Here is a 24551-nt window from a genome sequence, read left to right on the forward strand (position 1 = left end):
CGGGATAGTCTCTCAGAATATTGACTCTCCGACAAACCCGGTACGGTTCAGTGTTCTGATTCAACACCTGAAAATTAGAACTACTGGGTTATAAGGGAGTATGGCAATGTTAAATAGACTTTTTCTCACCTTAAGCCTTGGTATAGCACTCTCTAGTCATGCCAATCTGGTAAGTATGTCCACTGCACAGTTAAATGAAACTACGGGTCAGGGAGGAGCAGATTTGAGTTGGACGCTTTCTTTAAACCATGTCTATGCAACAGATATGTCTAAGGAAGATATATACAATAGAAATAATCCACTTGAAGTTTTTTATAAATTGAACCCCACTGCATGCGGTGATGATAAAAAATTCTGTCGTCTCGCTATTTCTCCAAATAACCATGTTGATGCTCAAGGAAATAAAAAATGGCTCGTATTCAAAGGTATTCAAGGAACAATTCAGATTGATAAATTTTCTATAGACGGTACTACAATTATTAATCATCAAAATAATGCTCAATCTGCTATGAAGATTACATTTTATGACGATAAACCTTTGAAAATACGTAATCTTGGTTTTGAAACCCTAGCCATTGAAACAGGTACCAGTGGTAAAGAAGGTTATGCCAATACTGGAACTTATACAACTTATATGGATCGAACTTATAAAGCAGATGGAAACCCTGCCGAGGTAGAGCAAAATGTTCCTGATTTTGACTTAGGTGCTGAAAAAGGATTCATGGGTCTTAACATGCATGGCAATTTACATATGTCGGGAAACCTGAAGATTTTTAGCTACAACTGCACTGGTAATGGAAGTGGACGCTGTTAAGTACAGGTAGAAATAAGCACAGGAATCAAGCATGAAAAAAATAATAAAATTAAAATTGCTCACATTAAGTATCTGTTTAGCTCATCAGGCGTATGCACTTGAACAAATTGAAGAGCGTGATTTAAGTGGTGTAACTGGTCAAGATGGTATTATTATTACACATGAGATATCACATGCTACTATTAACCAGTTGAATTGGTATGATCCGAATCCTGCTGCTAACCAGAAGATGGGCTTGGGGCTACATAATGTTAAAATTAATGGTGTAGATGACAAACCAATAATAAGCCAGTTGGCAATTGATCTAGGAGGTACGGATCGAGGTACTGGATTACATATTGATGCTAGCCTAGCACCTTTTAACATAATCGCAGACTTAAATTTGGTCAAAAAGCAATGTGTTGGGAGTACGTGCTCAACGGCATTGACTCAAAGCTTAGGACAGTTGGGAATAAGCACTAAAACACCAATTGGACTTGTGTTGAAGACATCGGCAGGGCTGTTTAATATTAATGATACAGCCTATATGGATTTTCAACTTCAAAATGCCAATATTAGTCATAAACTTGGTAATAACAGCCTGATTTTAAATGATCTGAATTTTAATTTTGCTGGTTCAGGTTACATGTATCTGTCTGAACATGACGGTATTGTCTTAGCTACTAATAACGGCTTACAGGATCATTATATTGATTTAGGCCGTGTTGCAGATACGACTGATGTATCTCTTGAACGTAATAAGGCGACGAATCCTGGACTGAATCTTGACTTGCGTTATCAGGCTAATGGTCAAACAAAAAATATTATGCGCATGGGAGCATCAGGTGCACTCACTAATGCAAGGTTATCTGTAGGTGCAAATCAAGAAGGCATCACCGATTTTGGGACAGCAGGACGTTTAAATGGTGGTAATACCACCGCTAATAATAGTTATGATGCTATAGGTACAGGTGGCTTGCGTCTTGGCATGTCCGCAGAATTTAGTAGTGAGAGTGATACGAATCGTCCAGATCAGTTAAAACCAACCACACTTGAAATCGGCCATACAGGTAAAGACAGTTACGCAGTAGAGTTTTCCAATTTAAGACCATTAACAACCCATGATGCAAATGGTAGCGCACATAAAAAGAATGCTTATATTGACTTTGGTAATATCTATATTAATACCATTCAGGCGAATAACTTAGATTTCCAAATTAATAATAAAATCAAGCAAACTCTGGGCAAAGACAATAATATTATCCAGCAAATACTTTCAGATGGCCAAAATAACTCGAATTTTGCCTTAATTGCCATACGGGATATGGATTTCCAATCCATAGCGGCTAAAGCACGATTCATATCAGATAATTCACTTGCTGAACTTGGCGGTAGCGGGGGAACTTGGGGGATTGGTATTCCAATTTATAATTTAAATGCCAATGTTGCTTTGTCTGGAACACAATATGGACCTGAAGATAAATATGGTATCGCTTACAACATCACAGCTTCCACTGAAGGTTATGGCATAGACACTAAAACTAAGTTACCAAGTACTACTTCAATGATTCTGATTGATGGTCAAGATGGTGTACATGGTGAGGCGGTTAACTATTATGCTGGCTTTAGAAATATAGATGCGCTCATTCAGTCTGAAGGCGTGATAGGTTATGAGGACGAAGGTATTTATATACGAGCCGATAAATTGCTAATAGCAGCAAATGCTGAGCTGGCAATTGGTCAATTACCAGGTTCTAAGTATAACTGTCAGGTGGGTACAGGAAATAACTGTGGTCAGTTGGTGCCTTTTGATAACTTTTCCAAGCGTGATGATGTCCTCACTAATATTGCCTTTAAACTGGATGGCAAGGGGGAGTTAATGATCATTCCAGGTGTGGATCCAACACCTTCCTCTCCAAATAGCAATTTTCTCTCATTTGATGCTAACTTCAAATTTAGACCTCTAAGTGTTGAAGAAAAAGCTGATAGTAATAACTTGGGCAGTTATTTTAGTTTGAGTAATATAGATGGCCCAGAAGATAATTTGAAGACCTCAGCAATCAATTTTAATCGTATGGAAGGGCATTTAGCACTTAAAGCTAAAGTTAAGCTCAGTGCTGATACTGTGACTTTAGATAATCAAGTTCATTTGAACAAAAGCAATGATATCAATCAGCCATTTCGAACTAATTTTGCTATGTTGACTAATAATAAAATGCAAAATATGGCCAATATTGCCATTACAGGTGGCACCTTGCGCAGCACTATGGGAATCACACCGCGCTAGGCATAAATACAGGAATATAATTATGAAAAAAATGATTTTAAGCACTCTTTTTGTCTCAATTTTAGTGAGTGCTAATCCTGCTTTAGGTATGACTTCTTTGAATGATCAAGAATTGTCAGCTGTAGAAGGACAAGCTTTGTTAAATATGGAAAAAAATTACGATGCTTCACAAGGCCTGAATTTCTTTAAACTGAGTATTGAAGCGATCATGGAGCTTAATGCTAACATTAAGAGTTTGCAGCTTGGATGTGGTGGTGATAATGGTGCACAGGGTTGTGATATTGATATTTCGAATATTGCTCTCAGTGGTTATACTTCTAAGACAGATCAGACAGGAAGCCCGTTGTTTGAGGGAGATCGTGCTGCTACTAGTGCTGAGATCACCAATCCATTTCTGGAGTTTGCAATTAAAGGAGATAGTGCTGCAACGCGTGAAGTTGTAGGATTTCGCTTAGGAGCAGAAAAGATACTAGGCTTATTAACTTTAGGAACTGAAAATACGCAAAATCCAACAGATGGTATCAAAAGTTTCAGTGGGTATATGAAGATGGCACAAACTACTGGTCACTCTTTTACTAAAAAGGCAACCTTTGGCGCTAGTTCAGATCAAATCATACAAGGTAACTTGACTGCATTGGGGCAAGACCGAATTTATACCAGTAAGCCCGGTGCTGAAGGTCATACTGGTATTACTGTCCCTTCGATGCGTGCAGACTTTGTGATGCCAGAAACAATAGTAACAGGTAGGCGTATCAATTCTGCAACTGTATATGGTATTCGTTCTACTTTGAAATCTATTCCGCTTGCTGCAGCAGAATCTGGGAAATCTTTACCAGGTGAAGTGGTAGGAACTCCAGACTTTAGTAAAGATCAGTTATATGTAGAGTTTCCAGCCCTGATTAAACTTGGTTCATTAGATGTAGGGGATCACTCCTTTTTCAAAATGAGTGAAGGATCAACACTTGAGAACCTGAATTTGGATATTACTTTTGTTCAGGCACTCAATATGATTCATAATATTCCTTTAAGTGGTAGTGGTGGGTATTTATCTCTACAAAAAAATCCAGTACATTGGTTGGGTGCAGATGATGCGGATACTGCTCAATCAGGGTGGTGGATGTCTTTTAAAGATCCAATTCAACTGGGGCATTTACAGACTTTAGAACAAGTAGATGTATCTGCCGTATTGCCACAAGTTGCTGAAGCACTTACAACCGAATTAATGCAATCTTATCATAATGTTGATGTAAACTTACTTGAGGCTCTAGGCTCACTGGCAAAAGTACCTATTGAACGTAAGATGAATATTAACGTTGGTCCTTATACTAATTATACCAATGGTTCACCAGCAACTCTAACTCTAAAAAATCAGATTTTAAGTAACCAGTCAGTTACACCCAACTGTTTCGGTGGTCACAAATTCTGCTAATACAATATAAAAAAATCCCGCATTTCGTGGGATTTTTTTATATTCAGAAAAAAATTATTTTGCAATTTTTGCTAATAACTCTTCTTTAGAAAGGTTGACTGATTCAGCATCACGGCGACCTTTATATTCAAAAGTGCCTGCATCCAGACCTTTTTCACCAATCACGATACGGTGTGGAATACCAGTTAGCTCAAGGTCAGAGAATTTTACCCCTGGACGTTCATTACGATCATCCAGCAGTACGTCATAACCTGCAGCTTGAAGCTCTGCATAAAGCGCTTCAGCAGCTTCTAAAGTACGCGGTGATTTGTGCGCATTCATCGGCACAATGGCAACTTCAAATGGTGCAATTGCAGCTGGCCAGATGATGCCTTTCTCATCATAGTTTTGCTCAATTGCAGACGCAACCACACGAGTCACACCGATACCGTAACAACCCATCGTTACAGTAAATGGCTTACCATCTTCACCAAGGACTTTACAGCCTAACGCTTCTGAGTATTTTTTGCCTAACTGGAAGATATGACCGACTTCGATACCACGCTTGATTTGAAGCGTGCCTTTACCATCTGGAGATGGATCACCTTCAACTACATTACGCAGGTCATAAACCTCAGTAAATTGTGCGTCACGGTCCCAGTTTACACCAGTCGCATGCTTGTCAGCTTCGTTTGCACCCGAAACGAAGTCAGACAGTACAGAAGCAGCACGGTCAGCAATGACCGTAATCCCTTTTTCTACCAGACCTTGTGGACCTACAAAACCTGCCGTTAAGCCAAGTTCAGCAAGTTGAGCTTCAGTTGCAAACGCTAAAGGAGCAGCAATTTGTGGATGCTTTTCAGCTTTAATTTCATTCAGTTCGTGGTCGCCACGAAGGAACAAAGCAACAACTGGAGCAGGCTGATCCGCTTCTTTTGCAACGCCTTGAACGAGGAGAGCTTTCACTGAATGTGCAGGATCAGTACCCAGGAAGTGAGATACATCAGCAATGGTTTTTTGATTTGGCGTGTCAACAACTTTTAATTCTTGAGCGGGTGCAGCGCGTTCACCAACCAGAACTGCTTCAGCCATTTCGATGTTGGCTGCATAATCCGATTCAGTCGAGAATGCGATGTCATCTTCGCCGCTTGAAGCCAGGACGTGGAATTCGTGAGAACCTGAACCACCAATTGAACCAGTATCCGCCTGTACTGGACGGAAATTTAAACCTAAACGGGTAAAGATTTTGCAGTACGCATCATACATCTTGTCGTAAGTTTCTTGCAGTGATTCCTGGTCTGCGTGAAAAGAATATGCATCTTTCATGATGAATTCACGTGAACGCATTACACCAAAACGTGGACGAATTTCGTCCCGGAATTTAGTCTGTACTTGATAGAAATTGGCAGGCAATTGCTTATAGCTTTTTAACTCATTGCGCGCAAGATCAGTAATGACTTCTTCGTGTGTAGGACCAAGTACGAAATCATTGGTATGACGGTCTTTGAAACGAAGCAGTTCAGGACCATATTGAACATAACGGCCAGATTCTTCCCAAAGTGAAGCAGGCTGAGTTACCGGCATCAACACCTGTAATGAACCAGCACGATCCATTTCTTCGCGAACGATCGCTTCAACTTTATTTAATACGCGAACGCCCATCGGCAGCCAGGTATATAAACCTGAAGCCAACTTACGAATCATACCGGCACGAAGCATTAGCTGATGTGAAATAACTTCAGCATCGTTCGGGGTTTCTCTCAACGTTGCAAATAAAAAGCGACTCGCGCGCATGGAAACTGTCCTAAAAAATTAAGCGTTAAAGCAGAGATTATACAATAAAAAATGAGGTGAACATTTCAGAATGTCACCCCACTGTTATGCAATAAATTATGACATGATTTTACGTGTATGGCGCAGCATAAAATTTTTAAAGTCATCTAAATAAGTAAAGATGACTGGAACAACGACTAAGGTCAGTAGGGTAGAGGTGATCACCCCACCAATCACCGCATGTGCCATAGGTGCACTCTGTTCACCACCTTCACCGAGTCCAAGTGCCAAAGGAACCATACCCATGACCATAGCACTCGTTGTCATCAGGATTGGACGTAAACGGGTTTTACCAGAAGCGATAATGGCTTCATAGCGATCTTCACCACGGTCCATGGCTTTCTTGATGAAGTCAATCAGCAGGATAGCATTTTTGGTCACTAGACCCATCAACATAATGATCCCGATGATCGAGAACAGGTTCATGGTCGAGTTAAACAGGAACAGGGCTAGGAATACACCAATCAAGGACAAGGGCAACGAAGCCATGATCGCAGCTGGGTGAATAAAGCTGTTGAACTGTGAACCGAGTACAATATAAATGAACACGATCGATAGAGTTATCGCTGTCAGGGCATAACCTGCAGATTCAGCCATATCAGCATTGGCGCCTTGAGTGTCAAAGCTATAGCCCGGTGGTAAGTCAAAATCAGCCTGTACTTTGCTAATGTCCGTACCGATATCGCCTGCAGGACGACCAGCTGTATTGGCTTCTACCAGTACTTCACGCGCCAGATCACGGCGGTTAATCTGGGATGCTCCAAGTTTTTCCTCAAATTTTGTCACACTTGAGAGGGGAACCATGATTGGTTGACCATTCGCATCGGCCTTATTTGATGTGAGATACATATTTTGTAAGTCACTTGGTAGAGTACGTTTATCTTCAGTCAGGCGTAAATTCACGTCATAGGTTTCACCTTTCTCATCTTGCCAAGAGGTGACATCATCACCAGCAATTAATGGACGTATGACATTGGCAATCTGATTGACTGAAAGACCAAGATCACTTGCCAGTAATCGATTGACCTGTACACTCAGAGTAGGCTTGGGTTCTTTCAATGAACTCTCAAGGTCAACCACACCCTCTACTTTGCTAATCTCTGCCATAAAGCGGTCAGAAATTTTTTGTAATTCATCCAGATCTGGCCCTTTAATAGAGATCATGATGGGCTTTTGCCCACCAGAAACAGTTTCGTCTGCGGAGGCGACTGAAGTAATGGTAATCCCACCTACAGACTGCAAGCGCTCACGGAATTCATTGTTAAGGTCGTTCAGAGTTTTTTCACGTTCAGTCCGTGGCGTCACAGTGACGCGTAGACTGACATGGTTTTTGCCCCGGTCGGTAACCCCATTAATGACGCCATAAGTCGCACGTACATCCGGATGTTTACGGATGATCTGATCAACCTGCTGGAGTTTGGCTTGAGAATACTCCAGAGATGAATCAACCGGAGTTTCGAATTTAATCCGGATTTCACCTTTGTCTGGCACAGGTACAAATTCGGTACCAATCAATTTGGAAAGTCCGAGAGCACCGAATAGAGAAGCAACCGCAATCAGAATCGTGATTAATCTAAAACGCAGTGCCAGTTTGAGTAATTTCTCGTAGACATCGCTTAAGCCATCGAGCTTATTGGAAATCCAGGTAAAAAAGCGTTTTACCGCGTTGGGTTTTTTATTTGGATCCTTTTTACGCTCTGCCCAATGCGCAGACAGCATTGGATCCAGGGTAAAGCTGACAAACATGGAAATCAGCACAGCGGTACTTACCGCGACGCCAAACTGGAAGAAGAAACGGCCAATAATGCCGCCCATAAATGCAACGGGTAAAAAGACTGCGACAATGGTCAGAGTCGTAGCGAGAACAGCCAGACCAATTTCTTTGGTGCCATCCAGAGCGGCAGTGACATGGTCTTTGCCCATATCACTGTGACGTACAATATTTTCCCGGACCACAATGGCATCATCAATCAACAGACCAATACTGAGCGAAAGTGCCAGCAGCGTCATCATATTGATGGTGAAACCAAAGGCCCAGATAAAGGTTAAGGTACCAAGCAGGGCAATCGGTAAAGTAAGGCCAGTAATGACAGTAGAACGGAAAGAACCTAAAAATAGCAATACGATCAGTACTGCAAGCACAGCCCCTTCAATGATGGTTCGTGCCACATCGCCAATCGTTCCACGAATGCTTTTGGAGGAATCAACCACCACTTGCAAAGTAGTACCTTGCGGGAGCTGGGCTTTAATGCTTTCTAAAGTTTTATAAGTTTCATCGACAACTTCAATAACATTAGAGTCAGAACTACGCAGAATATCGATAGCCACTGCTGCCTTGCCATCCAGGAAAGCACCTGTTTCCAGTTCGGCCTGACTATCCTCAATCTTGGCAACCTGTTTCAGGAAAATAGGTGCACCATTTTTATTGGCAATGACCAGGTCCCCAAAGGCTTGTGGATGCAGCACTTTAGAATTGATTTCAATCACCAGCTCAGAATTGCCAGATTTCAGCGTACCACCAGGAACTTCAATATTTTCAGATTTCAGTGTGTTAATGACACTGTCTACACCAATCCTAAAAGCTTGTAATTTTTGTGGTTCAACCTGAATACGGATCTGACGCTGGGCATCACCGAGCAGGTTGACTGTACCCACACCGGGAACAGTACGTAGCTGCGGTACAATACGTTGATCAAGATAAGAACTTAATGATTTGAGATCCATTTTGTCGGATTCAAATACGATCGACATGACAGCATTGGCAGATGGGTCATAACGCTCAACCACGGGTTCCTGAATTTCATCACGAAAATCGGCAGTAACAGACGCAATTTTATCTCGCACATCCTGTGCAGCAGTGGTTGATGGTACATCCAGGTTAAATTCTGCCGTAATCATCGACAGGCCTTCACTGGATTGTGAAATCACCTGTTTAAGGCCAGAAATGGTATTGATCTGGTCTTCCAGTTTTTTGGTGATCTCAGATTCAACCGTTTCAGGAGAAGCACCCGGATAGTTAGTATAGACCACCACGAAAGGAAAATCCACATCTGGAAACTCTTCCACACCCATACGTTGCCAAGAAGCGAGGCCCAGTACCATCAGACAGAACATCATCATGATGGTAAATACAGGAAACTTCACACTAATACGCGTCAACCACATCTTGATAATCCTTTTATGATTTTAGTTCTGGCCAAGGGTGACGGTTTTATTAATATCGGCATCCGTGAAGCTGATTCGGCTGACCCGATCACTACTTTCAAGTCCGCGAACGACGGCAAGATTATCGTTATAACGTTGTTCTAGTACATCCACATTCACTTTAATGATCTTATTCTGGCGAACAGCCCAGACATAAGGCTTGTTCTGAATATCCCGGATAGTATCCAGAGGAATCAGCTGTCCGGAAATCTGGCGAGCACTGAGAATCTCGCCATCCACAAAGGAGCCGATACTTAAAGAAGTAATGGTTTCATTTGGACGAGCAAAGAATTCAATCTGACGACTGGCCTGATCTGCAATAGGAGAGATCCGGCTGATACTGGCAGTAAGCAGGTTTGGATTGCCCTGAATACGGTATTCAATTTTACTGCCAGTTTTCAGGTCAGCCTGCATGTCGCTCGGCACTTTAGCCTGAATTTCTAGTTGATCTGGATCGACAATTTCAAAAATGGTTTGACCGGGAGCGACAGTCTGACCTGGCTCAACCTGACGTTGGGTAATTACCCCACTAATCGGGCTGCTAATGATGCCATCCCGATCTGCCTTTTGTGCAATATCGACATTGGCCTGTTGTGCACGAACATTTTCTAATTGTGTTTGATAGTCGACACGGCTTTGTTCATATTCAGCTTTGGAAATAAAACCTTGATTGAGTAGGCGCTGCTTACGTTCCATCATGAGGCGTGCCTGATTCGCCTGTGCTTGAGCCGATGCACGATTGGCCTGGGCCTGTGCAAGACGCGCAGCATTGTCCTGATTATTCAGGCGAACCAGCACCTGACCTTTCTGAACGCGTTGCCCGACTTGAGCATTGACACTGGTCGCTGTAGCGGTCACCTGAGCCTGAATGCTACTTTGATTTACCGCACGGATAGTCCCGGTAAATGCTGTTTTTTGCACAGCATTGCCTGTCTTTACCTCAATCAGGTCTTGAGCAATCAGTTCTACAGTGTTTTGATTTTTTGATGGCGTTGAATCAGCTGTTTCTTGTTTATTACATGCAGTTAGGAGCAGACTCATACAGAGCAGACTCATGACAAAAGTAGAGCGACTGGTATTATTTTTCGAAAAATAAGTATGCTGTGCAGGGTGCATAGGAGTCCTTTTTATAGCGCTGACCACAGAAGCAGCATCAGGAATAAAAGATTATTCAAGCGCTTTTAAACGCTGGATAATTCTGTCGTATTCTGCTTCCTGATTTCGATAGCGGCTTTGTAAAGATTGAATATTTTCTTTTTGTGCAGTCAGGTTTTTTTCATTGGTAACTAAGGTTTTTTTAAGATGCTCAGGTACATTTTTACCTTTACGCAGAAATTCACGTTCCTGACGTACAAACATAATCCGATCTTTTTGTAGCTGCTTAAGTTGCTCTTGTTGGAAAGCCATTTGCTTTTTCAACTGAGAGAGTACTTCATTCTTTTTTTGTAATGCAATCTGACTATTATTATAGGCACGTTTTAACTTCTGGTCTTCTGCCTGTTGTCTGGCATGTGCTGCGCGTTGAGGTGCCTGACGAATATCTGCTTCAACATTATAAGGTTTGGCACGCTGAATCACCTGCATATTCTGATCTAGTGCTTCATAGCCATAACGAATATGGTTAGGGGTCACGTTGCTGCTAATATTTGCTACCCCCTTATGATCATAATAACGATACCATTTTGCTTTTTGAGGCAGGTTATTTGTTGCGGATGCATGGCTAATAGTCAACATGGTTTGCAACATAAGTACCACTAAAACAGCAGTCTGCCTGATTATGGATTTTCTTTGACCCATATAAGCAGGTTTTTCCCCAAACTGGCGCATTATCAGCTCCGCGAAAAAAGTTTACTAATAAAGTTCTTTTAAAGTTGACTAAATTACTTAATTAGAAGTAATAATATTGGTATATTATTCCTAATTCCGACAATAAAAAGCTATTACCACTCAAAAAAAAATCATTGAAACAGGGAAAGTGTGAAGTCGTTATTGAAATTATAATTTTTTGACTACTTGTGTAGAAAATGCTCGTTGATAATCTCTGGACAGGTATGTTAAAAATAATCGACACTTATATAAAATTCCGCTATAAGCCTGTGGACGCTTATGGTCTCTGAATGGGAAGGGGTAAGAAATGGACGATAAATTCCAAAATCTAAAAGTGATGGTCATTGATGATTCAAAAACCATTCGTCGTACAGCAGAAACTCTTCTTCAGCGTGAAGGTTGTGAAGTCATTACCGCAGTAGACGGTTTTGAAGCATTGTCAAAAATTGCAGAAGCAAATCCCGACATCGTTTTTGTAGATATCATGATGCCTCGCCTTGATGGGTATCAGACTTGTGCCTTAATTAAAAACTCGCAAAGTTATCAGAACATTCCTGTTATTATGCTATCGAGTAAAGATGGTTTGTTCGATCAGGCCAAAGGCCGTGTGGTAGGTTCAGATGAATATCTCACCAAGCCATTTAGCAAAGATGAGTTGCTTACCGCAATCCGCAACCATATCAGTGCTTAATTTATTTGATTTTTTCTTGGGGAAATTGGCATGCCACGTATTCTAATCGTAGATGATTCACCGACCGAAACTTTTCGTTTCCGCGAAATTCTATCCAAGCACGGCTTTGACGTGATTGAAGCAGCAAATGGGGCTGATGGGGTGACCATGGCGCAGGCAGAATTGCCTGATCTGGTGTTAATGGATGTCGTCATGCCAGGGGTAAACGGTTTTCAGGCGACACGTCAGATCGCTCGTGGGGCAACAACCAAACATATTCCAATTGTCATTGTAAGTACCAAGGATCAGGCAACTGACCGTGTATGGGGTAAGCGTCAGGGTGCAGCAGATTATCTGACCAAACCTGTAGATGAAAATCAGTTAATTGATGTGATTAAGCAACACCTCAATGCAGGATAAGCGCTATGGCAGCGAATGGATTTATCGAACTGCTTCGGATTGCGAAACGGGGTAACAAAAACTACGTTTCCAATGACAACGAAGTCAACCGATGGTCAGGCATTGCTTTTGAAATGATGGGGCAATATTTTGTTGCTCCGCTCGGGGAAGTATCGGAAGTTATCTATCCGCCAAAATATACACCTGTTCCCAATACTCAGCCGTGGGTAGTGGGACTGGCAAATATTCGGGGCCGACTGCTTTCAGTCTCAGATCTGGCTCAATACATGTCTGGACATAGAAGCCAGTATTCACCTACTCAAAAAGTATTATGCATTAACCATAATGATCAGTATGTCGGCCTGGTTGTAGATCAGGTTTTGGGGATTCAACACTTTAATAAGAAAAGTTTCTTTTCTAAAACAACTGAATTAGACAAAAATTTACAGGAATATTGTCAGGGGTATTTCCACCAGCATAATCAGAAGTGGCATGTCTTTTTATTCAGTCGTTTGTTGCAAAATCCAAAATACATGAATGCATCTATAAAATTTATAAATTAATTGTCGCACGAAAGTAAAAGGGCGTAAATTCGGGGAGAAGCTTTATGGGCTTTAAGCTTAAGAAGAAAAATACAGGCGAGAGTAGCAGCCGCAGCGGCGGTAATGCTTTTTTAGCCAAGATTCAATCACAAGCAGATCAGCTATCACGTGTATTTGGTGATAGTGAAAAGTCTAAGCCACTCATTTACGGAGCAATTGGCTGTCTTGTTGCTGCAACTATCACACTGTTATACCTTTTCTATAGCGTTCCTCGTGCCAACGAACTTACACAAAGTTTGGGTGAATTGCGTCTACTTTCACAAACCATTTCGCGTCAAGCAACTGAAGCGACTGCTTCCGGCACGCCTGAGGCAATGAAGAAACTGACCGAATCACAGCAGTCATTTGCTGAAAATCTGGAAACGGTAAAAAGTATCCATTCGAATAATGAAGCCCTGCAAGCGGTAGACAAGCAATGGACTGAAGTATCTTCAAGTATTGACCTGATTTCTTCACAACAAAAAATCATTAACCAACTTTACGATACTAACATCGCGATTGGTGAAGCAATTCCAGGAATTCAGGCAGAATATAACCTGATGGTCGATCAGATGGCACGTCAGGACATGCCGTCGAACCAGGTGGTTATTGCCAAAAACCAGGTATTCATTGCAGAACGTATCTTGCGTTCGATCAGCTTGGTGTTAACCGGTACAGATGGTTCACGTGAGTCTGCAGATGACTTCAGTTCGGATACTGAAACATTCGGTGCTTACTTAAATGCACAGTTAGATGGTTCAGCACAACTGGGTGTACAACGTATCGATGATCCGAACTTACGTGAGTCATTAGAAGGTATTAAAGCTGAATATGATGATGTATTACAGTCAGCTGCATCTACAATTTTGAAAAACTCAGCGCAGATTGTAAAAGTACGTCAGGCATCTGCATCTATTTTTTCTCAATCTGACCAACTATTAGATAACCTGAACAAACTGTCAGGTGGTTCAACTTTAAAAACAGTTATTCCGGCAATATTGTTACTTACCTTCCTGGCTGGCTTCATTGTTTGCGTATTCCGTTTGCTTTCATTACGTGGTGCATCGGATAAACAGCGTGTAACTCGCCTACAAGAAGAATATGACCGTAACCAGAATGCGATTCTTCGTTTACTTGACGAAATTGCTGACCTTGCAGATGGTGACTTACGTTCATATGCAACGGTATCTGAAGACTTTACCGGTGCGATTGCTGACTCGATTAACTTTGCGATCGATCAATTACGTGATCTGGTATCGCGTATTACTGAAACATCTCAGGAAGTTGCACAATATACTGCAACTACTCAGAGCATTACCAACCAGTTAGCCGAAGCATCTGAACACCAGGCACAAGAGATTGCCGGTGCATCTGCAGCGATTAACGAAATGGCACTGTCGATTGACCAGGTATCTGCCAACGCCGAAGAGTCTGCTGTCGTTGCGGAACGTTCAGTACAAATTGCAGCAAATGGTGCAGACGTTGTACATCGTTCTATTGAGGGTATGGATACGATTCGTGAACAGATCCAGGAAACCTCTAAACGTATTAAACGTTTGGGTGAGTCTTCTCAAGAGATTGGTAACATCGTCGCACTGATTAACGATATTGCCGACCAGACGAACATCCTGGCACTGAACGCTGCGATTCAGGCATCTATGGCGGGTGAAGCAGGCCGTGGTTTCGCCGTAGTTGCCGATGAAGTACAGCGTCTGGCAGAACGTTCTGCATCTGCGACCAAGCAGATTGAAGGCCTGGTAAAAACCATTCAGACCGATACCAACGAAGCTGTAATTTCGATGGAACAGACTACTGCCGAAGTTGTGCGTGGTGCGAACCTGTCTAAAGATGCCGGTGTGGCACTAGACGAGATTCAAACCGTATCGAATAACCTTGCAAAACTGATTGCGAACATTTCCGATGCAGCAAAACTTCAGGCTGCATCTGCGGGTCATATTGCAACGACGATGAACGTTGTACAGGAAATTACTTCACAAACAACGACTGCAACCTTCGATACGGCACGTTCGGTATCTGAACTTGCCAACATGGCCGATGCATTACGTGAATCTGTATCTGACTTTAAACTTCCAGAATAAGTCAGACAAATTTGGGGGAAGGAGCGTGTCTTAATTCCGGTTAGGACACCTCCACATACAGATCAAGCCTCGACAAGATGTACTTAACTTCAAACGTTAGGTCTCGCGTGACGGTCACAATCAAGTTTGAGCGCCCTTCTTGGCGGCAGAACGTAAGAAGCCTTAGCTATGAAAGAAATATTAAAAGATCTAGTTGAAACAACAGCGCTTCCTGAAGATAGTTATCTTGATCAAGATGCTGAAATTTTAGAGATATTTGTCGAAGAGATTGAAGAAATCTTTGTCGAGTTAAATGCTTTATTGCCACAGTGGTTTGCCACACCAGATCATCAAGAAACATTAACCACCATTCGCCGCCATTTCCATACGCTGAAAGGTTCGGGTCGTATGGTCGGTGCGAAGCAGGCGGGTGAAATTGCCTGGGCAGTTGAAGATACTTTGAACCGCGTACTTTCCGGTTCAATCAAATTAACGCCAGTCATTCAGAAGTTCGCGCAAGCAACTTTAAATATCTATCAATATGTATTGTATCCATGCTTTAAGCAGGTACAGCCATTAACCGTGGATTTACGTCCAGTCGTACTTTTAGGACAACAATTACAACAGCAATTGAGTCCAGAACCGGCACTTGAAGAATTATTGCTACTTGCGGACAATCTGACTGCTGAAGGTCAGCTAACAGGTCTTGAACTTGCGGATACTGCAGAAGCAGATTCATCAGGAGTAGAGATTGCTGAAACTGCTACCGCAGGACGAGTAGAAGTTGCTGAAGAACGTACTGACCTTGAAGAAACGGTGGCGATCTTTGTTGAAGAAGCCGAGGAACATCTTGCGACAATCCATGATTTCCTGAAACACGAAAATAGTGCCAAGCAAGACTATAATGGTTTGATTCGTGCATTGCATACCCTGCGTGGCAGCTCTTCTATGGCACAAATTGATGATATCTGTGAGGCCAGCGTTAAAGTAGAGAATTTATTTAAAACGCTGGTTCAGGATGAAATTGCTTCAACTTCCAAAGAAACAGCACTATTACAGCAATATTCAGAATTTATCGGTGATTATTTACATCTATTGAAACAAGGTAATACTGAAAAGCTGGCAGGGATTTCTGCTACTTTTGAGGATGCCTGGGATACCTATGGCTTTACTGTGACTGAACAGCAGGATGCTGATCAATCTCAAGGTATGGTTACACGTCTGGTTGAACTGAATATTGATCAGTTACTGGATGCCGAATTTGAGTTTGATAAGCGGGTACTTGAAGAATATCCAGATTATATTGAAGCTTTGAGCCAGCAAGCCGCAGAGCTGATGGTACATACGGATAACCGTGCATCGATCGGTATTCATGAATTCGCATCCCAGTTAAAAGCAGCTTATGATGCTTTGCTGGCGAGACCGGTCTTGCTTGAAAGTGATTATGCCTTCGAACTGTTTGCACAGGCACACCAGGAATTTATTCACCTGTTCGATACGCTCGCGGCAGGACAGCGGGTGATTTTGAATGCCGAAGTTGAAAAACTTCTGGCGGATCTGTCTGCCTTTGTACAGCAAGACATCGAAGTATTCGCTACAGACAAAGTTGTTGAAACTGCGGTATCTGCCCCAGTAGAGTCAAATATATCCACAGCAGTTGATTTTACTGGGCTCAGCCAGCGTATTGCAGCGGATCGTCAGCAGCAGGACGCTGAAGATGCCAACCGTGATTTCGATGAAGACTTGCTGGATATCTTCCTGGAAGAAGCAGATGAGTTGCTGGCAGGCATTGATGAAGACCTGAATACCTGGTCCAAAGAACCTGAAAATACTCATTCATTGAACAATCTGATGCGTTATTTGCATACCCTGAAGGGGGGTGCAAACATGATTGCTGCCACGCATATCGGTTCGATTGCACATGAGCTGGAAAGTATTTATGAGCGCGTGATCCGTCAGCAGATTACCGTAACACCTGCATTGATCCAGATTATCCGACTGGTACAGGATAACGTGTCAGACCGTATCCAGAGTATTCGTGATGATAAGATTGATTATCCGGCACCTGAAGCTATTCATATGCTGCAAAATATCCAGGCACTTGTGGCTGGAACAGCTACTGCAACTCCGGTAGCTGCTGTTGAGACGGTAGAAGCAGAGACTTCTGTAGAACTAGAAGTTATTGACGATGCATCGGAATCTGCTGAGATCGTTGTGGAATCACAAGCGCTTGAGCGAGTAGACGGCTTTGAAACTGAATCTGTTCCTGCATCAGATGAGCAAATTCAGGAAGATCAGTCAGGCGAAACACTTACTGCTGAGTCAGCTGAATCTATGCTTGCTGATGAAGATGATCTACAATCGATTGTTGAAGAAACCTTCCTGGAAGAATCGCAAGAGATTCTGGAAAATGCAGAAAAATTACTGAACCAATGGTTCGATCAGCGAAGTGACCGTAGCTTATTGCTGCAACTTCAGCGTGCTGCCCACAGTATCAAGGGTGGCGCCCGCATGATCAGCAATGAAAGCATCGCAAGTATTGCTTATGGTCTGGAAAGTGCATTTGAACAGTTTGCTGTTCATCATTTTAACTCCAATGCCTATGACAGTCTGCTGCAAAAGACCCTGAAATGGCTGGGTCAAGCCATTTTTGATCATGATTACAATGGTTTTGAGCAAATCAAAGCAGCGCTGGATGCGATTGAGTTTGTAGATGTCACTGCACAGCTACCTGAACGTCTGACCAAAACTGAAAGTCTGGAAGTTACAACTGGCTTCGAGTTTGTTCAGGGTGATGGTACTGAACCACCAAATATGATGGGTGAGTGGGCTGAGAACACCTCAAGCGATAGCAGTAACGAGATGATCCGTATTTCAGCCGAACTGGTCGAGAAGATGATTGACCTGTCAGGCGAAAATGCAATTAACCGTTCGCGTATCGAGATGGATCTGGGACAGCTCGGCAATACCTTAAATGAGATGGAACTGGCGATCAAACGTCTGGCTGATCAGCTGCGCCGTATGGAAGGCGAGCTGGAGTCTCAGATTATTGCCAAACATGGCTCAGAAAACTCACGCTATGCTGACTTCGACCCCTTGGAGATGGACCAATATTCATCCCTAAACCAGTTATCTAAATCTCTTGCTGAATCTGCATCGGACTTGGTCGACTTTAAGACCACGCTCGCGGAAAAAATCCGTGATACCGAAGGTTTGCTATTGCAACAGTCGCGTATCCAGGCTGAGATTCAGGAAAGTCTGATGCGTACCCGTCTGGTACCATTTGACCGTATGTTGCCACGTTTACAACGTATTGTGCGTCAAACTTCGACTACACTGAACCGTCCGGCAGAGCTGATTGTTCAGAATACTGAAGGTGAACTCGACCGTACCATTCTGGAACGTCTGGTAAACCCATTTGAGCACATGCTACGTAACGCGATTGACCATGGTCTGGAAGATACTGCAGAACGGCTTGCGCTGAATAAGCCAGAAGTCGGTTCAATTGTCCTGAACATTAGCCGTCAGGGTACCGATGTCATTATCTCCTTTAGTGATGATGGTAAGGGAATTGATGCGGAGAGTATTCGTGCTAAAGCCATCAGTCTGGACTTGATCAAAGCGGAACAGCAGGTGGATCAGGAAGAATTGCTGCAATTCATCTTCCATCCAGGTTTCAGTACGGCTAAAGCAGTCACCCAGATTTCGGGTCGAGGTGTTGGTCTGGACGTGGTACAAAGCGAAATCAAAACGCTGGGCGGTCACGTTTCGGTAAATTCTGAACTGGGCAAAGGCACGACCTTTACGATTCGCGTACCGACCACTGTGGCCGTCAGTGATGCCTTAATGGTGAAAGCGGGTGACCAGCAATTTGCCATTTCTCTGGCACAGATTGACCGTATTGTCCGTATTGCACCAGCAACACTGGAAACTTACTTCAACAGTAAGGATGATTACTTCAAGATTGATGGTGTGAACTACAAGCTGCGCTATCTGTCTGAGTTTGTCTCTAATCAGCCAATTCCACGTTTGAACAATGTTGCGCATTCATTACCAGTACTCCTTATCAAGGGTAATGGTGGTCAAAGTATCGCTTTGCTGGTGGATCAATTAGTTGGCTCACGTGCACAGATCGTAGTGAAACCGATTGGACAGCAGTTTGCCAGTGTGGGTGTGATTGCAGGGGCAACCATTCTTGGTGATGGTCAGGTCTGTCTGATTCTGGATGGTCAGAATATTGCCCGTCAGGTTCAGGCGACTCAGCGTATCAAACAGTTATCTGATCAGCAGGATCTGTCGCGTCGTGGTAATGCACGTCGTCTGGTCATGATTGTCGATGACTCGGTAACTGTACGTAAGGTAACGTCACGTCTGTTAGAGCGTCAGGGTTATGATATTGTCACTGCCAAAGATGGTGTCGACGCGATTGAACAGTTGGAAAATGTCCGTCCAGACCTGATGTTGCTGGATATTGAAATGCCACGTATGGATGGTTTCGAAGTAACTAACCTGGTTCGCCATCATGATATTCACCGCAACTTGCCAATTATCATGATCACCTCACGTACTGGGGAGAAGCATCGTGAGCGTGCCTTCAGTCTGGGTGTGACACACTATATGGGTAAACCGTTCCAGGAAGCGGAGCTGCTTGCCAATGTTCAAGAATTAATTGCTGCTCAACAGGGGTAATGAATGAATAGTCAGACTAATGTGAACGCAGTGTCGGCCGATAAAATCAGCCAGCAGGAGCTACAGCATCTTATTACCGTATCTACGGGATTTATTGATGCGTATATCATCGACTGTCATGGCAAGGATCCGATGTTGCTGCCGCAGAACATCGTTCTGTCAGCGCTGGATAGTGCTACACAGGTAAAAACTGTAGAGTGGCATGATGCACAACTTCCGGTTTATGCAGTGAATGATCCAGACCGTAAGAATGGTGTAGCATTAGTCATTGAAGGGGATGAAGCGAATCAGCGTTTTGCCCTGATGTGCAATGAAATGCCCAAGACCATCCGTTTACGTATTTCGGAAATTGTCGATGATGAACGCGAAGTGACAGATCCGACGATTTTCCAGTATGTACGTATGGGCGAGGCGATGTACCATATTCCCCAGATGGCACATATTCAGTCCTTGGTCGGCCATTAAGCTATATAGATCTAAGAATATAAAAAAGGAACTCAACGGAGTTCCTTTTTTATTTGGAGCTTTTCAATCTGGCTTAGTTTGCTAACAGATTGATCAGGATTTTTTCGTAAATTTCAGCCAGTGGTTCCAGATCGGCGATATCGACATGCTCATTAATCTGGTGAATCGTTGCATTCAATACGCCTAGCTCAAGAACTTGAGCACCGGTAGGGGCAATGAAACGGCCATCTGAAGTACCTCCAGAAGTTGACAGTTCGGTTTCAGTACCAGTGACATCACGGATCGCATCTTTAGCAGCATTCACCAGTTCACCGACTGGTGTCAGGAATGGCAGCCCAGATAAAGTCCACTGAATGTCATATTCCACACCATGATGATCCAGAATTTCTAAAGTACGTGCTTTTAATTCGTCAGCAGTTACTTCAGTTGAATAACGCCAGTTGCACAGTAAATTCATTGTGCCTGGAACAACGTTGGTTGCGCCTGTGCCAGCATTGATATTGGAAATCTGGAAAGAGGTTGCCGGGAAGTATTCGTTGCCATTATCCCAAACAGTTTCACAGAGTTCAGCGATGGCTTTAGATGCAGTATGAATTGGATTCACAGCAAGATGTGGATAGGCCACATGACCTTGTTTACCTTTGACAGTCAGGTTGGCATTCAATGAGCCACGACGGCCGTTTTTAACAATATCACCAAGTTTATTGGTACTAGATGGTTCACCTACCAGACACCAGGTAATTTTCTCATTACGCGCTTCTAAGGCCTCAATGACTTTTACCGTACCATTGATCGATGGACCTTCTTCATCAGAAGTGATCAGGTAAGCAATTGAACCTTTATGATCTGGATATTTTTCTACAAAGCGCTCAGTAGCAACGACCATGGCTGCCAATGCAGTTTTCATATCTGCACTGCCGCGACCATAAAGTTTACCATCACGGATTTCTGGCAAGAACGGGTCAGAGTTCCAGGCATCCAGGTTGCCGGTTGGCACTACATCTGTATGACCTGCAAAACAGAACACCGGGCCTTCCGTCCCTTTGCGCGCCCAAATATTATCGACATCTTCAAAACGCATGTTTTCGATGTTGAAGCCTACCTTTTTCAGGCGTTCTGCCATGATGTTCTGGCAATCATGATCGACTGGAGTAACGGAAGGCTGACGTAACAGTTGCAGGCTTAAATCGAGAGTTGCGGAAGATGTCATATGAGATTCATTCATAAATCAAGAATATTGTGGGCACTATGATAGGCGAAGAAATAGTAATTTGGGAATCTCAGACATAAAAAAACCCTGACAAGCGCAGGGTTCTTTTACTAAGGCAATAAGATTAGTTGCGGTGAATTTTATCAGAAGTTTTTTCTGCTGTACCAGTCACGGCTTCACCCGCTTTAGACACATCTTTACCAACGCCTTTCACAGTATTACAACCTGTAAGTACAAATGCCAAGATTAAAGAAGTTGCAAGAATTTTTTTCATCATCATCTCCGTGTTATCAATAATAAAATTATTATGATGTGGAAGTTAGATTAGAAAATATACGAAAGAAAAAATATATGGTTTTCATAGTGCTTGCGTAAATTAATGTAATAGTTATCAAATTTTTCAGTAAATATCCTAGATCAGTGTCGGGACACGGAACATATAGAAATCTCCGCTGAGTGCCGATTTATATAAGCCATTAGTCCACCACTGTGGATAGTCACTGCTCATATGCCGGTTTGGATAGATCCATTCATGTCGTTGCAGGCGATAAAAGTATTTCTCCTGGGTGGGAATCTGATAGCCCCAACGACCCAAACGCCGTCCGGTATTGACCCAGTCTGGAATAGGCGCGATATGGTGAATCGGTAAAAAAAGTTGACCTTTCAATACACAGAAACGCTGATCAATTGGGTAATCCAGCGCATCCTGAAACTGGAACTGCTTTTGAGTGAAATGCTTCAGCTTGCGATTCAAGGTATCGCTTCGGTTTAATCCATACCAATGCGGCAAGCTAAAGTCTGCTTCAGCCAGATAATATTTTAAAGCAATTTCCCAGTGTTCGATTTTTTCGGTGAGTTTATTGAACAACAGAAAATCAAGTTCACCTAAGGTTTTGGGTCCATCAATCTTCTGAATACTATGTCCAAGCAGGGTATAGGGATGATAACCCTTATCCAGCAGCCAAAACCAGATCAGCATTTCGAAACGCAGTCCAAGACGAGTACTTTTGAGTTGTGCAACAAAGTTTTCCAAAGCCTGTGGATTTTGATCCAGTTCTAAAAGTCGTGGATGATAATTTTCCAGATATTGTTGCCATATTTGATCTGAATGCAAGTCAAAGGCATGCTCTAGTTCAAGTTTGTCAGGCACCTGAGAAAGGATATTTGGACTGCCAACAGCGAACGCCAGCTGACGTACCAGTGGATGCTGATACTGTTGCCACGGTTCAATAAAGTCCTGAGTCAGGCAGGGTACAGGCATGAAGAGTCCTAGCTAAATATGCAGAAATACAACGGATAAGAATCAAAAACACCTTATACTACCCCAATTCCATGGTTAGGGTTGCTGTATGAAAGTGTTGTTTTGGCGAAGTCTGGTGGTCATTTTTGTGACATTAGGCTTTATAGGTGCGGTTTTGCCTGGCATGCCAACAACGGTTTTCTTGATTCTGGCCACATGGGCTGCCTCTAAAGGCTGGCCGCAGATGGATGAGTGGCTGCTGAATCACCCTAAATATGGACAGACTTTACGCGACTGGCGTGCCAATCGGACCGTGCCGCGTAAAGCCAAATGGTTTGCCAGTATCATGATGCTGGTTAGCGGGATTATCATGTTATTTACCAATGCACCGCTGGCTGTCAAAATCTTTACTGATCTGACCATGCTAATCGTGGCAATCTGGTTATGGTGCCGCCCGGAACCCAAGCCAATCTCTGAAAAGCATATACCGTCTGAAAGGGAATAAATGTATGCAGCAATGGACTATAGAACAAGCCGATATTCAGATTGATCTGGCTGCACAAAAACTGTATCTACCTCGTTTTGCCAAGAGTTATTCAATTTCAAGTGGTAAAAATGGTATCGGAGAAATAGAAAATAGTGGTAAAACGCCTCGAGGCTGGCATAAAGTTACGCAAAAAATCGGGGCTGATACACCATTGAATAGTGTATTCATTGCCCGTCAGGCTACAGGAGAGATTTATTCTGAATCACTGGCAGCAGAATTTCCCAATCGGGACTGGATTCTGACCCGGATTTTATGGCTGAGTGGTTTGGAAGACGGTTTTAACTATGGTGAAGGTTGTGATACTTACCGCCGTTATATCTACATTCATGGCACGCCAGATACAGAACCGATGGGGATACCAATGTCACATGGCTGTATCCGTATGCGTAATACCGACCTGATCGAGCTGTTTGATCTGGTTAATGAGCAGGCTCTGGTTTATATCTCAGAACATTCTTTAGAAAAATAGTCTCTTACCAATGTTTTCATGGCTCCTATTTTAAATCTCTACAGAGAGTGAGATGGAGTAGAGAGCGTAAAAGGATTTTATCTCACTATTCACATTTAAATATGAATGACCAGACAGCTTTAGAGCATGATGAAAAGCATCGTTTGCCTTTGAAATAAGCTGAATTTCCTCCTAAATCGAAAAATATGGCATAAATCCCGACTTATTTTTGATTAAAAATAATTGCAGATACGTTTTTACATGATCACAACGTGTCCTTAAATAAAGCTTTGTATACTATTTCAGTGAAATAGCGGCTTTTGGACCGTATGGTGTATATAACGAACGATCCAGCAAGCAATGAATACCGCCTTATCTGAGTTCGAGATTCAATAAATTTCGGTATAGACTTAAAAAATAAACAAAAAGTGTTGTTTTTTTTGGCGATCAACCTATTTTTTAATCACTCGAACCTAAAAAGTGGAAAACATTCGGAAAAGCGTTTGACACGCTGTGAAGATTCTCTATAATGCACCTCATCAAGCGATGAAGTCGATTTGAAAGGGCGCTTAGCTCAGTTGGTAGAGCGTCTGCCTTACAAGCAGAATGTCGGCGGTTCGATCCCGTCAGCGCCCACCATATCTTTTATAGATATACGACACGCAGCGGTAGTTCAGTTGGTTAGAATACCGGCCTGTCACGCCGGGGGTCGCGGGTTCGAGTCCCGTCCGCTGCGCCATCCTTAGAATCGAAACAGTTTGACCCTTTGAGGGCGCTTAGCTCAGTTGGTAGAGCGTCTGCCTTACAAGCAGAATGTCGGCGGTTCGATCCCGTCAGCGCCCACCAAGCTTCTTTCAAAGTTGAGATCTTTT

At 42.9% G+C, this 24551-nt stretch carries 18 protein-coding genes and 3 tRNA genes; 14 read left to right on the forward strand and 7 right to left on the reverse strand.

The features are described from left to right. Window positions 1–106: 106 nt before the first annotated feature. Genes C8322_RS03210 through C8322_RS03220 form a run of 3 tightly spaced genes read left to right on the forward strand, consistent with a single transcriptional unit; the run spans window position 107 to window position 4509 of the window. Window positions 107–814 carry a hypothetical protein gene (locus C8322_RS03210; RefSeq protein WP_108675432.1) on the forward strand — a complete coding sequence of 236 codons (708 nt, stop codon included), beginning with the start codon at window positions 107–109 and terminating at the stop codon, window positions 812–814. A gap of 31 nt (window positions 815–845) precedes the next feature. Next, the gene (locus C8322_RS03215) at window positions 846–3080 is read left to right on the forward strand and encodes a DUF6160 family protein (RefSeq protein WP_108675431.1); all 2235 of its coding nucleotides are present in this window, start codon (window positions 846–848) and stop codon (window positions 3078–3080) included. 22 nt (window positions 3081–3102) lie between these two features. Next, window positions 3103–4509 (forward strand): hypothetical protein, encoded by a 1407-nt coding sequence (locus C8322_RS03220; protein ID WP_108675430.1) that lies wholly within the window; start codon window positions 3103–3105, stop codon window positions 4507–4509. 54 nt (window positions 4510–4563) lie between these two features. Here the strand turns inward: C8322_RS03220 and C8322_RS03225 are convergent, their stop codons facing one another. The 4 genes from C8322_RS03225 to C8322_RS03240 all read right to left on the reverse strand — a co-directional run bounded on the left by C8322_RS03225 (window position 4564) and on the right by C8322_RS03240 (window position 11352). Then, window positions 4564–6282 (reverse strand): proline--tRNA ligase, encoded by a 1719-nt coding sequence (locus tag C8322_RS03225; RefSeq protein WP_004891776.1) that lies wholly within the window; start codon window positions 6280–6282, stop codon window positions 4564–4566. Between the two features lie 96 nt (window positions 6283–6378). Further along, window positions 6379–9486, reverse strand: a complete 3108-nt coding sequence (locus C8322_RS03230; RefSeq protein WP_008307506.1) for an efflux RND transporter permease subunit — start codon at window positions 9484–9486, stop codon at window positions 6379–6381. Window positions 9487–9507: 21 nt separating this feature from the next. Beyond that, window positions 9508–10641: an efflux RND transporter periplasmic adaptor subunit gene (locus C8322_RS03235; RefSeq protein WP_076754036.1), complete on the reverse strand. Its 1134-nt coding sequence runs from the start codon at window positions 10639–10641 to the stop codon at window positions 9508–9510. A gap of 51 nt (window positions 10642–10692) precedes the next feature. Further along, a complete protein-coding gene (locus C8322_RS03240; protein WP_076754035.1) occupies window positions 10693–11352 on the reverse strand; it encodes a hypothetical protein in 660 nt (219 codons plus the stop codon). Window positions 11353–11659: 307 nt separating this feature from the next. Here C8322_RS03240 and pilG point away from each other — a divergent pair, with 307 nt between their 5' ends. The 6 genes from pilG to C8322_RS03270 all read left to right on the forward strand — a co-directional run bounded on the left by pilG (window position 11660) and on the right by C8322_RS03270 (window position 20234). Further along, the gene (gene pilG, locus C8322_RS03245; RefSeq protein ID WP_004814763.1) at window positions 11660–12043 is read left to right on the forward strand and encodes a twitching motility response regulator PilG; all 384 of its coding nucleotides are present in this window, start codon (window positions 11660–11662) and stop codon (window positions 12041–12043) included. A gap of 30 nt (window positions 12044–12073) precedes the next feature. After that, the gene (locus C8322_RS03250; RefSeq protein ID WP_004814764.1) at window positions 12074–12442 is read left to right on the forward strand and encodes a response regulator; all 369 of its coding nucleotides are present in this window, start codon (window positions 12074–12076) and stop codon (window positions 12440–12442) included. Window positions 12443–12447: 5 nt separating this feature from the next. After that, window positions 12448–12984 carry a chemotaxis protein CheW gene (locus tag C8322_RS03255; protein ID WP_005223019.1) on the forward strand — a complete coding sequence of 179 codons (537 nt, stop codon included), beginning with the start codon at window positions 12448–12450 and terminating at the stop codon, window positions 12982–12984. Between the two features lie 44 nt (window positions 12985–13028). After that, complete coding sequence (locus tag C8322_RS03260; RefSeq protein ID WP_004814766.1) at window positions 13029–15101, forward strand: methyl-accepting chemotaxis protein; 2073 nt, start codon at window positions 13029–13031, stop codon at window positions 15099–15101. Between the two features lie 168 nt (window positions 15102–15269). Continuing rightward, entirely contained in the window at window positions 15270–19769 is a 4500-nt protein-coding gene (locus C8322_RS03265; protein ID WP_111810381.1) for an Hpt domain-containing protein, read from the forward strand. A 3-nt stretch (window positions 19770–19772) separates the two neighbouring features. After that, window positions 19773–20234, forward strand: coding sequence for a hypothetical protein (locus tag C8322_RS03270; RefSeq protein ID WP_008307514.1), 462 nt, complete (start codon window positions 19773–19775; stop codon window positions 20232–20234). Window positions 20235–20307: 73 nt separating this feature from the next. Here the strand turns inward: C8322_RS03270 and dapE are convergent, their stop codons facing one another. From dapE to C8322_RS03285, 3 genes are all read right to left on the reverse strand, one after another. Continuing rightward, a complete protein-coding gene (gene dapE / locus C8322_RS03275; RefSeq protein WP_111810382.1) occupies window positions 20308–21444 on the reverse strand; it encodes a succinyl-diaminopimelate desuccinylase in 1137 nt (378 codons plus the stop codon). Window positions 21445–21568: 124 nt separating this feature from the next. Continuing rightward, the gene (locus C8322_RS03280) at window positions 21569–21718 is read right to left on the reverse strand and encodes an entericidin A/B family lipoprotein (RefSeq protein WP_111810383.1); all 150 of its coding nucleotides are present in this window, start codon (window positions 21716–21718) and stop codon (window positions 21569–21571) included. A 138-nt stretch (window positions 21719–21856) separates the two neighbouring features. Continuing rightward, the gene (locus tag C8322_RS03285; protein ID WP_111810384.1) at window positions 21857–22705 is read right to left on the reverse strand and encodes a DUF1853 family protein; all 849 of its coding nucleotides are present in this window, start codon (window positions 22703–22705) and stop codon (window positions 21857–21859) included. Window positions 22706–22793: 88 nt separating this feature from the next. Here C8322_RS03285 and C8322_RS03290 point away from each other — a divergent pair, with 88 nt between their 5' ends. The 5 genes from C8322_RS03290 to C8322_RS03310 all read left to right on the forward strand — a co-directional run bounded on the left by C8322_RS03290 (window position 22794) and on the right by C8322_RS03310 (window position 24525). Beyond that, window positions 22794–23189, forward strand: a complete 396-nt coding sequence (locus tag C8322_RS03290; protein WP_008307518.1) for a YbaN family protein — start codon at window positions 22794–22796, stop codon at window positions 23187–23189. A 4-nt stretch (window positions 23190–23193) separates the two neighbouring features. After that, a complete protein-coding gene (gene elsL / locus C8322_RS03295; RefSeq protein ID WP_008307519.1) occupies window positions 23194–23700 on the forward strand; it encodes a cell wall-recycling L,D-carboxypeptidase ElsL in 507 nt (168 codons plus the stop codon). A 542-nt stretch (window positions 23701–24242) separates the two neighbouring features. Further along, window positions 24243–24318, forward strand: a tRNA-Val gene (locus C8322_RS03300). Between the two features lie 23 nt (window positions 24319–24341). Next, window positions 24342–24418 (forward strand) — tRNA-Asp (locus tag C8322_RS03305). Window positions 24419–24449: 31 nt separating this feature from the next. Beyond that, window positions 24450–24525, forward strand: a tRNA-Val gene (locus C8322_RS03310). Window positions 24526–24551: the final 26 nt, after the last annotated feature.

Source organism: Acinetobacter sp. SM1B, from assembly GCF_003289665.1.
GTDB lineage: Bacteria > Pseudomonadota > Gammaproteobacteria > Pseudomonadales > Moraxellaceae > Acinetobacter > Acinetobacter schindleri.